At 68.3% G+C, this 15,757-nt stretch carries 16 protein-coding genes; 15 read left to right on the top strand and 1 reads right to left on the bottom strand.

Translation table 11 applies throughout. From position 1 onward, the window contains the following. The first annotated feature begins 1 nt into the window (after position 1). The 4 genes from CTB96_RS13520 to CTB96_RS13505 all read left to right on the top strand — a co-directional run bounded on the left by CTB96_RS13520 (position 2) and on the right by CTB96_RS13505 (position 4,960). Positions 2–616: a shikimate kinase gene (locus CTB96_RS13520; RefSeq protein ID WP_248283377.1), complete on the top strand. Its 615-nt coding sequence runs from the start codon at positions 2–4 to the stop codon at positions 614–616. Between the two features lie 5 nt (positions 617–621). After that, complete coding sequence (gene aroB, locus CTB96_RS13515; protein ID WP_110128488.1) at positions 622–1,710, top strand: 3-dehydroquinate synthase; 1,089 nt, start codon at positions 622–624, stop codon at positions 1,708–1,710. Positions 1,711–1,856: 146 nt separating this feature from the next. Beyond that, positions 1,857–3,392 carry a M1 family metallopeptidase gene (locus CTB96_RS13510; RefSeq protein WP_248283376.1) on the top strand — a complete coding sequence of 512 codons (1,536 nt, stop codon included), beginning with the start codon at positions 1,857–1,859 and terminating at the stop codon, positions 3,390–3,392. Positions 3,393–3,520: 128 nt separating this feature from the next. Beyond that, the gene (locus CTB96_RS13505) at positions 3,521–4,960 is read left to right on the top strand and encodes a sigma-54-dependent transcriptional regulator family protein (RefSeq protein ID WP_248283375.1); all 1,440 of its coding nucleotides are present in this window, start codon (positions 3,521–3,523) and stop codon (positions 4,958–4,960) included. Positions 4,961–4,985: 25 nt separating this feature from the next. Here CTB96_RS13505 and CTB96_RS13500 read toward each other — a convergent pair whose 3' ends face one another. Continuing rightward, positions 4,986–5,660 (bottom strand): DUF6518 family protein, encoded by a 675-nt coding sequence (locus CTB96_RS13500; protein ID WP_110127386.1) that lies wholly within the window; start codon positions 5,658–5,660, stop codon positions 4,986–4,988. A gap of 169 nt (positions 5,661–5,829) precedes the next feature. On the opposite strand from CTB96_RS13500, the gene exaC reads away from it, so the two are divergent. From exaC to CTB96_RS13445, 11 genes are all read left to right on the top strand, one after another. Continuing rightward, a complete protein-coding gene (gene exaC, locus CTB96_RS13495; RefSeq protein WP_110127385.1) occupies positions 5,830–7,353 on the top strand; it encodes an acetaldehyde dehydrogenase ExaC in 1,524 nt (507 codons plus the stop codon). Between the two features lie 81 nt (positions 7,354–7,434). Then, positions 7,435–7,869, top strand: coding sequence for a DUF779 domain-containing protein (locus CTB96_RS13490; protein ID WP_110127384.1), 435 nt, complete (start codon positions 7,435–7,437; stop codon positions 7,867–7,869). An 82-nt stretch (positions 7,870–7,951) separates the two neighbouring features. Next, a complete protein-coding gene (aroQ, locus tag CTB96_RS13485) occupies positions 7,952–8,389 on the top strand; it encodes a type II 3-dehydroquinate dehydratase (protein ID WP_110127383.1) in 438 nt (145 codons plus the stop codon). Positions 8,390–8,489: 100 nt separating this feature from the next. Beyond that, the gene (gene efp / locus CTB96_RS13480) at positions 8,490–9,050 is read left to right on the top strand and encodes an elongation factor P (RefSeq protein WP_110127382.1); all 561 of its coding nucleotides are present in this window, start codon (positions 8,490–8,492) and stop codon (positions 9,048–9,050) included. Beyond that, complete coding sequence (nusB, locus tag CTB96_RS13475; RefSeq protein WP_110127381.1) at positions 9,050–9,469, top strand: transcription antitermination factor NusB; 420 nt, start codon at positions 9,050–9,052, stop codon at positions 9,467–9,469. The genes efp and nusB overlap by 1 nt, the downstream gene beginning before the upstream one ends. Positions 9,470–9,530: 61 nt before the next feature. Further along, positions 9,531–10,457, top strand: a complete 927-nt coding sequence (locus CTB96_RS13470; protein ID WP_181397257.1) for a DUF4190 domain-containing protein — start codon at positions 9,531–9,533, stop codon at positions 10,455–10,457. A gap of 121 nt (positions 10,458–10,578) precedes the next feature. Next, the gene (locus CTB96_RS13465) at positions 10,579–12,237 is read left to right on the top strand and encodes an HNH endonuclease signature motif containing protein (RefSeq protein ID WP_110127379.1); all 1,659 of its coding nucleotides are present in this window, start codon (positions 10,579–10,581) and stop codon (positions 12,235–12,237) included. A gap of 115 nt (positions 12,238–12,352) precedes the next feature. Next, positions 12,353–12,898 carry a bifunctional pyr operon transcriptional regulator/uracil phosphoribosyltransferase PyrR gene (gene pyrR, locus CTB96_RS13460; RefSeq protein WP_110127378.1) on the top strand — a complete coding sequence of 182 codons (546 nt, stop codon included), beginning with the start codon at positions 12,353–12,355 and terminating at the stop codon, positions 12,896–12,898. Beyond that, entirely contained in the window at positions 12,895–13,845 is a 951-nt protein-coding gene (locus CTB96_RS13455; RefSeq protein WP_110127377.1) for an aspartate carbamoyltransferase catalytic subunit, read from the top strand. Before pyrR ends, CTB96_RS13455 begins: the two co-directional genes overlap by 4 nt. Further along, entirely contained in the window at positions 13,846–15,186 is a 1,341-nt protein-coding gene (locus tag CTB96_RS13450; protein WP_110127376.1) for a dihydroorotase, read from the top strand. Next, the gene (locus tag CTB96_RS13445; RefSeq protein ID WP_181397256.1) at positions 15,183–15,755 is read left to right on the top strand and encodes a PH-like domain-containing protein; all 573 of its coding nucleotides are present in this window, start codon (positions 15,183–15,185) and stop codon (positions 15,753–15,755) included. The genes CTB96_RS13450 and CTB96_RS13445 overlap by 4 nt, the downstream gene beginning before the upstream one ends. Positions 15,756–15,757 lie beyond the last annotated feature (2 nt).

Raw genomic sequence — 15,757 nt, 5'->3', positions numbered from 1 at the left:
CGTGCTGTTCCTCAGCCCGGAGGCCTCCCGCCCCGCCGACGGCTGGCCGGCCGCTCCGGCAGCCCGGCGTGCGCCGGCTGCGGAGGGCGCCGAACCGGCCCGGGACACCGACACGCCGCTGTACCCGCTGGTCTTCATCGGCCCGATGGCATCCGGCAAGTCCAAGATCGGCCGCCGGGTCGCGCGCGCCCTCCGGGTGCCGTTCATCGACACCGACAAGGACATCGTCGCCGAGCACGGGCCGATCACCGAGATCTTCGCGGCGAACGGTGAGGACCACTTCCGGGCGCTCGAACGCGCGGCAGTGGCCGCTGCCCTGCAGCGCAGCAGGGCCGTCGTCTCCCTCGGCGGCGGAGCCGTGCTCGACCCGGCCAGCCGGGCAGACCTGCGCCGCGCCACGGTGATCTCACTCAGCACCACCGCAGAGGCCGTGCGCAACCGTACCAAGAACGCCAAACGCCCCTTGCTGGCTGCCGGCCCCGACGCCTGGCAGCGCATCTACGACGAACGCCGGCCGCTCTACGAGGCACTGGCCAGCGTCTCCTTCGACACCTCGACCAGACCGGTCGACGCCATCGCCGCCGACATCGTGAAATGGGTTAGAACACAATCGTGACCGACATGCAGCCCGAAGAGACCGGCACCACCACCATCACCGTGACCGGGGTCGACACCTACCCCGTGCTGATCGGCCGCGGCATCGTTGCCGACGTCGCCGCCCAGCTGGGCGACACCGTCAAGAAGGTGCTGATCGTGCACACCTCGCACCTCGGCGCCCGCGCTGTGGCGCTGCGGGAAAGCCTGCTCGACCGCTACGAGGTACTGATCGCCGAAGTCCCCGACGCCGAAGCCGCCAAGCGGGTCGAGGTGGCCGCATTCTGCTGGCAGGTGATGGGCCAGGCCGACTTCACCCGCACCGACGCCGTGATCGGCTTCGGCGGCGGAGCCGTGACCGACCTGGCCGGCTTCGTGGCGGCGACCTGGTTGCGCGGCGTGAAGCTCGTGCAGATCCCCACCAGCGTGCTCGGCATGGTCGACGCCGCCGTCGGCGGCAAGAACGGCATCAATACCGCTGAGGGAAAGAACCTCGTCGGTACCTTCTACGCCCCCGCTGCGGTGGTCTGCGACCTCGAGATCCTCGCCGATCTGCCCCGGAACGAAATCCTCGCCGGCTTCGCCGAGATCGTGAAGGCCGGGTTCATCCAGGTGCCAGAGATCCTCGATATCGTCGAGGCCGACGTGGACGCGGTCACCGACCCGACCACGCCGCAATTCCGCCGGGTGCTCGAACTGGCTATCGGCATGAAGGCCCGCGTCGTCGGTGTCGACTTCAAGGAGGCCGGACTGCGGGAGATCCTCAACTACGGTCACACCCTCGGCCACGCCGTCGAGCACGCCGAACGCTACGGCTGGCGGCACGGAGCCGCCGTGGCAGTGGGCATGATGTTCGCCGCCGAACTGGCCCGGCTCAGCGGCCGGCTCTCCGACGAGGCCGTCGACAGGCACCGCCGCATCCTGGAGTCACTCACCCTACCGATCACCTACCCGGTCGGTCGCTGGCCCACCCTGCTGGCGACGATGCAACGCGACAAGAAGACCCGCAGCGGCATGCTGCGCTTCATTGTGCTCGACGACATCGGCAAGCCCACCGTGCTCGAGGGCCCGGATGCGTCGCTGTTGTTCGCCGCCTACCAGGAGATCGGCTCCTAGCTCGACGCACGGTGCACCGAGGCCCTTCCCGATCGCGGCAAGGCGCATTACGGTGGTCAGTCCCGGCCCGCTCCCGCGCCAGCTTCGACACACGACGCCTCAGCGCAGGCCACGATTCTCCGTCACTCCCAACGAAGGGAATGTCCGTGCTGACAGCAATGAGGCTCACCACCGTTGCCCTGGCCGGGTTGGCGGTGTTCGCTGTAGCTGTTCCGGTGGCGCCGGCAACGGCAGCGTCCGGGACGGTTCCGGCCGGACCGGCGCCGGTCTCATCCGGAAACGGCGGGCCGCGCTACCCGGCCGGTGCGTCCGGAAGCGGTGATGCGTACTTCCCGTACGCCGGAAACGGCGGGTACGACGTGCAGAACTACGACCTCGCCCTGCGCTACGAACCGCCGGCTGATCCCGGAGTTCTCACCGGGCGCCTGAGCGGCGTCGCGACCATCACCCTGCGCGCCACCCAGGATCTGCAATCGCTCAACTTCGACCTTCGGGGCCTCGACGTCACGGGCGTGCGGGTGGACGGCAAGGCGGCGGCACACGGCACGTCGCACAACAAGGGCAACGCCGAGTGGTCCCAGACTCAGGACGACGCCAACCGGATCTGGGAGCTCACCGTCGGGCTGCGGCCGAAGCTCAAGGAGGGACGCACCACGACCATCGTCGTCAGCTACGGCGGGGCTACCGGCCGGCCCCTCGACACCACCGAGGCGCTCTACGGCTGGGTGACCACTGCCGATGGCGCGATGGTGGTCAACGAGCCCGAGGGGGCGTCGACCTGGTACCCGGTGAACGATGACCCGCAAGACAAGGCGACGTACACCTACCGGATCACGGTGCCTGAGGGCAAGACGGCGGTGGCGAACGGGCTGCCCGCCGGCAAGCCCAAGACCCGCGCCGGGTGGACGACCTGGACCTGGCAGGCGTCCGACCCGATGGCCAGCTACCTGTCGACGGCGAGTGTCGGCGACTACGCGGTCTCCCGGGATCGCGGTCCGCGCGGCCTGCCGATTCTCAACGCCGTCGACGATGGCGTCACCGGTGATGAGCTCACCGAGACCACGGCGGCTCTGGCGTTGCAGCCGCAGATGATCACGTTCCTGGAGAGCCAATTCGGGCGCTACCCGTTCGAGTCGTTCGGCGCGATCGTCGACGACGACACCGTCGAGTACGCGCTGGAGACCCAGACCCGTCCGATCTACTCCGAGGTCGCGGATGAATACACCGTGGTGCACGAACTCGGCCACCAGTGGTTCGGCAACTCGGTGTCCCCGGCCGATTGGCAGGACATCTGGTTGAACGAAGGCTGGGCGACCTACATCGAGTGGCTGTGGGCCGAGCACCAGGGCACGGCGACCATCGACGACCAGTTCACGGACACCGTGGCGATTCTCGACGAGAACGACGGCTGGGCGCTGAACATCGCAGACCCGGGACGCGACAGCCTGTTCGAAGCCCCGGTCTACCTGCGGGGAGCGGCCGCGATCCACGCTTTGCGCGCCGAGATCGGCGACGACGCATTCTTTGCCGGCGCCCGCCTGTGGCTGACCCGGTACAACGACTCGGCCGCCACGACCGAGGACTTCGAAGCCGTGATGGAAGAGACCGCTGGCGAACAACTCGGCGGCTTCTTCGACGACTGGTTGCGCGAGGGCGACCGGCCCAACATGCCACCGGTCTAGGGTTCCCTTCGGGACCTGCCACCGCCGTCGCGTGCCCGGCACCCTTCCACGCAGACTATGCCTACAATGAAGCACCCGACCGGCCAGTGAGCCCGGTCGCCGACGACCAGCGCTGATCGGAGGTAACCGTGAGCCGAGCCGTGAGCGACCGCGCCGGGTCCGGCAGGCCCAGCGATCCTGTTGCGGGCACCTCGATGACCAGCCCGTGGACGGTGACTGCCAGCGATTCGCCTCTCGCCTCCTTCGCCTGGCACGAGCGCCAGCACGAGGCTGTGATCGGCGACCGGATGGACCTACCGTCGACGAACGCCGGGCGTGGCGGTGTGCGACGCCTGGTGCGGGAATCCTGGCAGCGCTCCCTCTCGTTGCGCCTGGACCCTTTGACGGCGCAGGCCGCGCCCACCCTCAGCGCCGACGACCTCGACCGGCTCCGTGCGGCGCATCCACTGGCGGCCGTGTTGCCGGTGATCAACCGGCTGCTGGTTCGGCATGCCGCCGAGTTCGGGCTGATCGTGGCCGTGGCCGACGAATCCGGCCGGCTGCTGTGGATCGACGGCGACAGCGGTGTGCGCAGCCGGGCAGAGGATATGCACTTCGTGGTGGGTGCGGACTGGTCGGAGGCCCGCGTGGGCACGAGCGCGCCGGGCACGGCTCTCACCCTCGACCACGGCATCCAGATTCAGCGTGCCGAACACTTCAGCCAGCTGGCGCATTCGTTCAGCTGCACCGCTGTGCCCATCCACGACCCGGTCACGGGCGCCGTGCTCGGGGTGATCGACATCACCGGGGGAGACGGAGCCGTCGCGCCGCAGACGCTGCCGTTGGTGGAGGCCGCCGTGGCCGCACTCGAGGGTGAGCTGCGTATCCAGAGCCTGAGCGCGCCGAGACCGGCGCCCACCCGGCCGAGCGGTTTCACCGCCTCGAACCCGTTACTGACGGTGCTCGGTACGGAGCACGGCGCCCTGCGCGGCGGAGCCCCGGCCGGGCTGCCCGGGCCGTTCGGCGCGCCGGTGCCGGGCACGGGTGCCGCGGTGGACCTGAGCCCCCGGCACGCGGAGATCCTGCTCCTGCTGGCCTGGAACCGACAGGGGCTGTCGGCCGATCGGCTCGCCGCCTGCCTGAACGAGGACCAGGCGCACGCGGTCGAGAACCTGCGTGCCGAGATGGTGCGGTTGCGCCGGGTGCTGGCGCTCAGCCATCCGCAACTGCGCATCGGCTCCCGCCCCTACAGGCTGGAGACCAGCCTGGACACCGATGCCGGCGGACTCCTGGGGCTCCTCGGTCGCGGCGCCCACCGGATGGCCCTGGCTGCCTACCGGGGGCCCGTGCTGCCCGGCTCGGTCGCGCCCGGCATCGTCGAGATCCGCGGCGACGTCAGTACGCGGTTGCGGCAGACCCTGCTCAGCGACGCCGCGGTCGACGTGCTGCTCGACTACGCGCACACCGACGAGGCCAGATGGGACAGCGAGGTCTGGCGTGCCTGCCTGCAACTGCTGCCGCCCCGGTCGCCGCAACGCGCCGCCGTGGTGGCGAGCCTGGCGCGCATCGAGGCCGAACTCGGCGCGTAGACGCGGGACGGTCCGGGGACTCGGGTCAGTTCAGGATGAACACAATCACGCCGGTGTAGGCCAGGGCGCCTGCCAGCCACACGCATCCGACCAGGGAGATCGCCCGCAGAGTCAGGCCGGTGCGCAGTACCGCTGCCATCAGGAAGGCGACGGACAGCACGATCTCCAGGGACCAGTACACCGGGCTGGTGGTGTCCGCGATGGTGTTCAGCGCCCAGATGCCCTCACCCAGCAGCACAGCGCTGAGCGGAGTGACGCCGAGGGCTCGCCACACCGGGCTGCCGTGCCGTGCCAGGCCGGCCGACACGCCGAGCACCGGACCGGCGATCAGGCCGACGACGGTCCAGATGGAGGTGAACGGGTCGCCGTCGTCGAAACCGCGCCATTCCGACACCACGCTGTAGGACTCGGTGAGCAGCTGGAAGACCACGACGCCCAGGAAGGCGGCGAGGACCGGCTTGGCACGACCGAGCCAGACCAACAGGAAGCTGAGCATGGTCCACCCGCCGACCGAGTTGGCCAGCGAATTCAGCCAGGCCGGCAGGTACTGCTGGCCGAGGCTGGTCAGCCCACCGATCAGCATCGCGCCCAGTACGGCCACCAGCACGGCCCGACGGGTCGAGGCCGCGCTCTCCCGGTACCACCAGCCCTGCCGGGCGTGCGTCGGCGCGACGGAACGGGACGCTTCGAGGGTTTCCATGCTCTCCACGGTAGGCAGAGCGCCTGCCGGCGTCGTCAGTCCGGCGGATGAGTGTCCGGTGCCGGCAGAATGACATCCGCAACGTTTCGCAACCTTCGCCTTCGTAGGCTCGCCCCATGGTCCGCACTGACGCGGAAGCCATCGACAGAGTCGTCGAACAAGGAGTGAAATGACCGTTTACGCCGCGCCCGGCACGCCGGATGCCAAAGTCACCTTCAAGCCCCGCTACGAGAACTGGATCGGAGGCGAATGGGTGCCACCGGTGAAGGGCCAGTACTTCGAGGACATCTCCCCGGTCAACGGCAAGCCGTTCACCGAGGTCGCCCGCAGTACCCACGAAGACATCGACCTCGCCCTCGACGCCGCGCACAAGGCAGCGCCGGCGTGGGGCAAGACCACCGCCACCCAGCGCGCCGCCGTGCTGAACAAGATGGCGGATGTGATCGACGCCAACCGCGAACTGCTCGCCGTGGCCGAAACCTGGGACAACGGCAAGCCCATCCGGGAGCCGTTGAACGCCGACCTGCCGCTGGCCGCAGACCACTTCCGGTACTTCGCCTCGGCCATCCGCGCCCAGGACGGTGACCACGCCGAACTCGACAACGACACCATGTCGTACCAGTTCCACGAACCGCTCGGCGTGGTCGGCCAGATCATTCCGTGGAACTTCCCGATCCTGATGGCCGTGTGGAAGCTCGCACCGGCCCTGGCGGCCGGCAACGCGGTTGTGCTAAAGCCCGCCGAGCAGACCCCGGCGTCGATCCTGGTGCTCATCGAACTGATCGGCGACATCCTGCCGCCCGGGGTGCTGAACATCGTCAACGGCTTCGGCATCGAGGCCGGCAAGCCGCTCGCCTCGTCGAACCGGATCCGCAAGATCGCCTTCACCGGGGAAACCACCACCGGCCGGCTGATCCTGCAGTACGCCAGCGCGAACATCATCCCCTCCACGGTGGAGCTGGGCGGCAAGAGCGCCAACATCTTCTTCGAGGACGTGGCACAGAAGGACGACAGCTACTACGACAAGGCCCAGGAAGGCTTCGTGCTGTTCGCCTTCAACCAGGGTGAGGTGTGCACCTGCCCCAGCCGGGCGCTGCTCCACAAGCCGATCTACGACAGCTTCCTGGGTGGTGCGATCGAACGCACCAAGCTGGCCAAGCAGGGCAACCCGCTCGACACCGACACCCAGGTGGGCGCGCAGGCCAGCAACGACCAGCTGGAGAAGATCCTCTCCTACATCGACATCGGCAAGAAGGAGGGCGCCAAACTGCTGCTCGGCGGCGAGCAGGTGGACCTGGGCGGCGACCTCAGCGGCGGTTACTACGTGGAACCGACCATCTTCGAGGGCCAGAACAAGATGCGCATCTTCCAGGAGGAGATCTTCGGGCCCGTCGTTGCGGTGACCAGCTTCGACGACTACGACGACGCCATCTCGATCGCCAACGACACCCTGTACGGCCTCGGCGCCGGGGTCTGGTCGCGGAACGGCACTACCGCCTACCGGGCCGGGCGTGACCTGCACGCCGGCCGGGTCTGGGTGAACAATTACCACAACTACCCGGCTGGAGCGGCCTTCGGCGGCTACAAGAGCTCGGGCATCGGCCGGGAGAACAACAAGCTCGCCCTCGGCCACTACCAGCAGACGAAAAACCTGCTTGTCTCCTACTCGGAGGACGCGCTGGGCTTCTTCTAGGCACACGGGTTGCCGGGCGGTCCTTGCAGGCCGCCCGGCGACCACACATCCGTTCCCTCTCCCGGTCCTCTGGAGGACACCATGACAGACCTGAAAGACCCGCCCGCTGTCGCTGCGGTTGAAGCGAGCATCACCGTCCCGGGGGAGACCCGGTCCCGGGTGGCGCTGACCCAGACCACCGTCGAGCTGTTGCGGAGCCTCTGGGAGGAGCACGGGCCGCTGATGTTCCACCAGTCCGGCGGATGCTGCGACGGCAGTTCTCCGATGTGCTTTCCCGCGGGGGAGTTCATCACCTCCGACCAGGATGTTCTGCTCGGCCGGCTGGACGTCGCGCCGGCGGGGGAGCCCGAGCAGCTGATCGACTTCTGGATCTCCGCCGAGCAGTTCGAATACTGGAGCCACACGGCACTGCTCATCGATGTGGTGAAAGGCCGCGGCGGCGGGTTCTCCGCTGAGGCACCGAGAGGAGTGCGATTCCTCATCCGCTCGGAGTTGATGGACTCCTTCACCGTCTGAGACTCTCGCCGGTCGAGCGTGTCGAGACCCCGCGAGCCCACCTGGGCTCTCGCGCCGGTGCGCTCGGCCCTAGGCTGGGAGGATGCGCACAGTCCTCGTCCTCAACGGCCCGAACCTCGGACGCCTCGGCAGCCGGGAGCCGGATGTCTACGGATCCGCCAACCTCGACGACCTGCAGGCGCTCCTCACCGACGCGGCACCCGAGGACGTCACCGTGGACGTGCGCCAGACCGACGACGAAGCCGAACTCATCCACTGGCTCTACGAAGCCGTGGACACCGGCACCCCGGTGGTGCTGAACCCGGCCGCGTTCACGCACTACAGCTACGCCCTCCGCGACGCCGCCGCCCTGGTCACCAAGGCCGGCCTACCGCTGGTGGAAGTACACATCTCCAATCCGCACGCTCGCGAGACCTTCCGGCACACCAGCGTTGTCAGCGCTGTCGCCACCGGCGTGATCGCCGGATTCGGCTTCGATTCCTACCGCTTGGCCCTCGACCACATCGTGCGCCTGACCTGAAACCGAGGCCAGGAATCGATCACACGCGGCGTGTCGGCTACACTCGTCTGAGGCCTTTGGCCGCGCACCTTCCCAATTGAATCGAACGGAACACCTCTTCATGGCATCTACCGCCGACATTAGAAATGGCGTCGTCCTCAACATCGACAAGCAGCTGTGGGCCGTCATCGAATTCCAGCACGTCAAGCCCGGCAAGGGCGGCGCGTTCGTGCGCACCAAGCTGAAGAACGTCGTGACGGGCAAGACCGTCGACCGCACCTTCAACGCCGGCGCCAAGATCGAGACCGAGAACGTCGACCGTCGCGACTTCCAGTACCTCTACGCCGATGGCGATTCCTACGTCTTCATGGACGTCGCAGACTACGACCAGCTCACCGTTTCGGCCACCGTCGTCGGCGACGCCGCCAACTTCATGCTCGAGAACCAGGCCGTGACCGTTGCCCTGCACGACGGCAACCCGCTCTACGTCGAACTGCCGGCATCCGTGACGCTCGAGATCACCTACACCGAGCCCGGCCTCCAGGGCGACCGCTCCACCGGCGGCACCAAGCCCGCCACCGTAGAAACCGGCTACCAGATCCAGGTGCCGCTGTTCCTCGAGCAGGGCACCAAGGTCAAGGTCGACACCCGCAACGGTGACTACCTCGGCCGCGTCAACTAGTGAGCGCCCGCACCAAGGCGCGTAAGCGCGCCATCGACATCCTGTACGCCGCAGACGTGCGTCAGACGACCATTCCGCAGTCGCTGGCCATGGAAGCCGAGCGGGCCGCGAATGAGCCCGCCCGGATGGCCTCGTGGCTGTACGCGCGCGACATCGTTGACGGCGTCGTCGACCACCGCGACGAGATCGACGAACTCATCGAGACGTACTCGCAGGGATGGACGCTTTCCCGGATGCCCACGATCGACCGCGCCATCCTGCGGATCGGCATCTGGGAGATCCTCTACAACGACGCCGTGCCGCACGCCGTCGCGATCGACGAAGCGGTCGAGGCCGCCAAGGTGCTCTCGACGGATGACTCCGCCGGGTTCGTCAACGGACTCCTCGGCCGGATCGCCCAGACGGCTCCATCCGTCTAAGCGAAGCAGTGCCCGTCCCGGTTGCGCCCGCAGCCGGGACGGATCTATGAGGGGGAGAACCGTGACTGAGCAGGCCGACTACCCGGACCAGAATGCCCCCGGAGCAGTGCCGGCCGCAGGGCCGTATTACGGTCCGGTCGCTCCGCGCACGAACACGCTGTCGATCATTTCGCTGGTCACCGGGTTCTTCTGTTCCGTCGCGGCCGTGATCACCGGCCACATCGCGCTCAACCAGATCAAACGCACCGGTGAGGCTGGTCGGGGACTGGCCATCGCCGGGCTGGTGCTCGGATACGTGGGCGTCGGTGTCACCGCGCTCCTCATAGTGCTGGCAATAGTGTTCGCGACCACGTTCGGGCTCATCTTCAGCTCCATCGTGGGCAACACGTCGTCGGTGCCGTCACTCGACGCCTCCGGCCAGATCGGTGCGGCCTACCTCGACGACGGCTACCTGCAGGCGGGGTCAGGCGACACCATCGTCGACCTGTACATCGACCCGATGTGCCCGTATTGCGGCCAGTTCGAGCTGGCGAACGGCAGAGCGATCGCCACGCTCGTCGACGACGGCAGCATCACCGTGCGCGTGCACGCCCTCACCTTCCTCGACCCGGCCTCGCAGGGATCTGACTACTCCACCCGGGCCGCTAACGCGCTCACCTGTGAAGCGGCGATCAACCCCGATTCGATGCTCGACTACATGGCAGCGCTGTTCGCGAGCCAGCCGGCCGAAGGCACCACTGGCCTCAGCGACGACGAGCTCTCGGCTCTCTCCACCGGCGCCGGTTCGATCGATGACTGTGTCGCGACCGCACCGTATGCCGACTGGTCGCAGCAGAACACCGACGACGCCTTGACCGGTCCGATTCCCGGCGCCGAGATCGCGTCGATCCAGGGCACGCCCACCGTGCTGGTGAACGGTAGCCAGTACCAGGGACCGATCGACGACCCGCAGGCGTTCGTCGAGTTCGTCGTCGGCGCGGCCTCCTGACCCACCTGCCAGGGGCCCGCGAGCCGTGACCTAAGCCCCAGAATTCCGGGGTTTTCGGTGCTTTTCTCACGGGTCGCGGATGTTGTCCGTCATTGTCGGTGGTAGGTGAGACGATCTCATCATGAGTAGCCCATCCGTGGCACCACCGCCGGCTCCGGACGATGACGTTCCCTCTCCGAAGCCCACCCGGCACGACCGGGTCCTGGCCGAACTGGCCCGCAAAACCGAACTGGTCGCCGCCGAGGACCGCGCCATCGCGCGGGCCCAAGCCCGCAAGGTAGAACGCCTAGTGGAGCTGCAAGCCTGGAGCGAGAAAGCCGGGGTCGCCCAAGAACTGCACGGCACCAGCCCGGCCACCGTGCTCGCCGACCGGGATGCGCCGTTGACCGCCACGCAGGCCCGCGCCGCCGCTTTTGCCCGGTGGGACGACAAGGAGGTCGCCCGACGCACCATCATCAGCGAAACCGCCTGCCTGACGAACGTTGCCGAGCGCACCGTGGACCGGTTGATGGACGAAGCCCGGTTCCTCTACTACTACGCCCCAGCGACCTTCGACGCGTTGGCGGCCGGAGAGATCAGCTACCGGCACGCGAACACGATGGTCGACCAGGTGCGCACGCTGCCGGACGAGGACCAGGCGGCGTTCGAAGAACAGCTGCTGCCGGCAGCGAAGACCATGCCGGTCGGCCGGTTCCTGGAGAAAGCCCGCCGACTGCGGGAGAGGCTGCACCCGGAATCCATTGTCACCCGGGCCACGACTGCGGTCGCGGCCCGGCGCACCTACTGGGAAGCCGACTACGACGGCATGGCCTGGCTGCACTGGTACGGCACCGCCGAACAAACCAAAGCAGCGTTCGACCGGATCACCTCGATGGCCACCAGCCTGAAGAAACTCGGCGACCCCATCCCGCCCAGCGACACCCCGGCCAACGACACCCCGGCCAGCGACGGAACACGCGACGCATTCGGCCAGGCGACTGGGCAGACCGGGACCGGGCAGACTGAGCAGGCCGGGCACACCGGGAAGACCGGGAACAACGGACAGTCCGGGCAGCCCGGGGTGACCGCGGCCGAAGCGCTCGTGACCGAGAAGCGCGGTCTCGACCAGCTCCGCGCCGACGTCACCGCCGCCCTCCTCCTGGACGGCATCACCACCACCGGTCTCGGAACCGGAATCGCCGGCACCGTCATGCTCACCGTGACCGCGGAAACCCTGCTGGGCCGCAGCGACGAACCCGCGATCCTGGAGGGTTACGGGCCGATCTCACCCGAAGCCGCCCGCAAGATCGCCGGCGACGTGCCCGGCTTCACCCGGCTACTCACCCACCCCGAAACCGGTGTTGTGCTCTCCCTCGGCAAAGACCAGTACCGGAACACCCAGGCGATGAAGAAGTGGTTACGGATGCGAGATGAGACCTGCCGATTCCCCGGCTGCTCCCGCCCCGCGGTGCGGTGCGACATGGACCATACGAATGACTGGGCCGACGGCGGACCCACCGACCACGACAACCTCGCCTGCCTCTGCGAAGCCCACCACCGACTCAAACACCTCTCCCAATGGCAGGTCACCCAGCAGCCCGGCGGCATCCTGCTCCGGACCTCACCCGGCAAACGCAGCTACCGCACCGACCCCGCCAACCAAATGAGCCCACCACCACCGGCACCACCAGTCGCGCAGCCGAAAACCCGGAAGAAGCCCGCCGCCGACACCTGCCTGACTCCCAAACACCAACCGCCCCGACAGCCCTCACCACCCCTACCCGACACCCCACCGTTCTAGTCGCCGTGTCGACCACGAGGGAGCAGAGACCGGAGGGACTCGTGTGGATGCTAGGGTCGTAGGGTACAAAGACCTACTTTAAGAGCCGTCCTGTGAGACGGGAAAGGAGGTCGGTTTGACGGAGCGCACCGTGCTCACCCAGGCTGACATCACCCGAGCGTTGACTCGCATCTCCCACGAGATCCTTGAGTCCAATCGAGGAGCGGAGAACCTGGTCATCCTGGGCATCCCCACTCGCGGAGTGGCCCTCGCCCAGCGCATCGCCGAGATCATCCGGCGCATCGAACCCGCTTCAGCGGCCGTGCGCGTCGGTTCCCTCGACGTGACCATGTACCGGGACGATCTCGCCCACACCCGCACCCGCACGCCCGCGCCCACCCAGGTGCCCGGCAGCATCGACGGCGCCACCGTCGTGCTCGTCGACGACGTGCTGTATTCCGGCCGCACCATCCGCGCCGCCCTCGACGCCCTCGGCGACCACGGCCGCCCGCGGGTCGTGCGCCTCGCCGTGCTCGTGGACCGGGGCCACCGCGAACTGCCGATCCGCGCCGACTTCGTGGGCAAGAACCTGCCAACGGCCTCCCATGAACGCATCAACGTGCACGTCACAGAGGTGGACGGCGACGAATTCGTCAGCATTGAGGGAGGGGCAGAAGAATGAGGCACCTGCTCTCGACCAAATCGCTCACCCGCGACGAAGCCATCACCCTGCTCGACATCGCCGAAGACATGGCTGATGTCGCCAACCGCGAGGTCAAAAAGCTCCCGACCCTGCGCGGCAAGACCGTGGTGAACCTCTTCTTCGAGGACTCCACCCGCACCCGGATCTCGTTCGAAGCCGCCGCCAAGCGCCTGAGCGCCGACGTGATCAACTTCAGCGCCAAGGGCTCGAGCGTCTCCAAGGGCGAGAGCTTGAAGGACACCGCGCAGACCCTCGCCGCGATGGGCGCGGACGGCGTCGTCATCCGCCACCCCGCCTCCGGCGCCCCCCAGGTGCTGGCGGGAAGCGGCTGGATCGATGCCGGCATCATCAATGCCGGTGACGGCACGCACGAGCACCCCACCCAGGCGCTGCTCGACGCGTTCACCATCCGCCGCCGGCTGCACGGCACCGCCTCTCGCGGCCGCGGCCTCGACGGCGTCACCGTCACCATCGTCGGCGACATCCTGCACTCCCGGGTGGCACGCTCCAACCTCTGGCTGCTCGACACCCTGGGTGCCCAGGTCACCTTCATCGCCCCGCCCACACTCGTGCCCGCCGACACCTCGGCCTGGCCGGCCACGATCGGCTACGACCTGGATGCCGCCATCGACGCCGGCCCCGACGTCGTGATGATGCTGCGCATCCAGGCCGAACGGATGAACGCCGCGTTCTTCCCGAACAGCCGCGAATACTCCCGCCGCTGGGGGCTCGACGACGAGCGATTCGCCCGGCTGTCGTCGCATAGCATTGTCATGCACCCCGGACCGATGAACCGCGGCCTGGAGATCTCCTCCGCCGCGGCCGACTCTGAACGGTCCACCGTGCGCGAACAGGTCGCAAACGGGGTCTCCGTGCGCATGGCGGCGCTCTATCTGCTGTTATCGGGCGACCGAGAGGAACACTAAATGTCGAGCGAACGCTATCTCGTGCGCGGAGCCCAGCTCAGCGACGGCACCACCACCGACCTGCTCCTGGCCGGGGGAGTCATCACCGATGCCGGCACCAAACTGTCGGATGCCGGCGCCACCGTGATCGACGCCGACGGCCTGCTTGCGCTGCCCGGCCTGGTCGACCTGCACACGCACCTCCGCGAACCCGGCTACGAGCAGAGCGAAACCGTGCTCACCGGCAGCCAGGCCGCAGCGATCGGCGGATTCACCACTGTCTTCGCCATGGCCAACACCTCCCCGGTGCAGGACACGGCCGGCGTGGTGGAACAGGTTCTCGCCCTGGGGGAGCGCGCCGGCTACGTCACGGTGCAACCGATCGGCGCCGTGACCGTTGGCCTGGCCGGGGAACGGCTCGCCGAACTCGGCGCCATGGCCACCAGCCGAGCGAATGTCCGGGTCTTCTCCGACGACGGCTTCTGCGTCTCCGACCCGCTGCTGATGCGCCGGGCCCTGGAATACGTCAAGGCCTTCGACGGTGTTGTCGCCCAGCACTCCCAGGAGCCGCGCCTCACCGTAGGTGCCCAGATGAACGAGGGCGCGCTGTCCGGCGAACTCGGACTCACCGGCTGGCCGGCCGTGGCCGAGGAATCGATCATCGCCCGGGACGTGCTGCTGGCCGAACACGTCGGTTCCCGCCTGCACGTCTGCCACGTCTCCACCGCCGGCGCCGTCGACGTGGTCCGGTGGGCCAAGGCGCGCGGTATCAACGTGACCGCCGAGGTCACCCCGCACCACCTGCTGCTGACCGAAGAACTCGTCGCCGGTTATGACGCCCGGTACAAGGTCAACCCGCCGCTGCGCCGCCGCGAAGACGTCGAAGCCCTCCGCCAGGGCCTGGCCGACGGCACCATCGACATCATCGCCACCGACCACGCGCCGCACCCCACCGAGTCCAAGGACTGCGAGTGGGATGCCGCCGCCAACGGCATGGTCGGCCTTGAATCCGCCCTCTCGGTGGCGCACGCTGCCGTCGTGGCCACCGGCCACCTCGACTGGACCGACCTGGTGCGGGTGCTCTCCACCACGCCCGCCCGCATCGGGCGGATCAGCGGCCAGGGCCAGCAGCTCACCGTGGGAGCCCCCGCAGAGCTCACCCTCTACGACCCGAGCGCCAGCCGGGAATTCGGCCGGAACAACCTCGTCGGCAAGGGCGTGAACTCGCCGTACCTGGCGATGACCCTGCCCGGCCAGGTGATGGCCACCTTCCACGCCGGCTATGCCACGGTGCTCGACGGCGTGCTGCGCTCCGAGGCCCAGCTGAGCGAGGACCGCGGCCTCACCGGAGGGCGCTCATGAGCAGCCGCACCGTCGCCACGATCATCACCGTTCTGGTGCTGCTCGGCGTGCTCGCCCTCATGCTGCGCTCCTGGCGCCGCCGCAGCAAGCGGGATGCCGCGCTGCCGGCCGGTTACCCGCAGCCCACCACCCCGGGCCGTGAACTGGTCTCCGCCGCGGCGCTCTACGTGGCCACCACACCGCGAGACCAGCCGCTCGAGCGCCTCAACATCCCCGGCCTCGGCTTCCGCGCCAGGGGCGGCGTGTCCGTCACCGACCAGGGCGTTCTGCTCGAACTCGCGGGCTCACCCACGTTGTTCATCCCGGCGCATGCGGTCCAGCGCGTCACCGACGCCACCTGGGCGATCGACCGGGCCGTCGAGCCGGGCGGCTTGCTGCTGCTCGGCTGGGTGCTGAACGCACCCGCCGACCCGACGACAGCGACGGCGCCCACCAGCGTCGACAGCTACTTCCGCTTCAGCGACCCCGCCGATCGCCGCGCGATCAGCGAGGCACTCGCGACTCTCACCGGAAACGTCTCCAGCGCATCCGGCAGTACAGAATTCGGCACCGAAGAAAGTGAGGTGTAGCC

Source organism: Cryobacterium arcticum (assembly GCF_003185895.1).
In the GTDB taxonomy this organism is placed as follows: domain Bacteria; phylum Actinomycetota; class Actinomycetes; order Actinomycetales; family Microbacteriaceae; genus Cryobacterium; species Cryobacterium arcticum.
The sequence above is the reverse complement of the archived record's forward strand: the minus strand, read 5'-3'. Positions and strand labels throughout refer to the sequence as shown.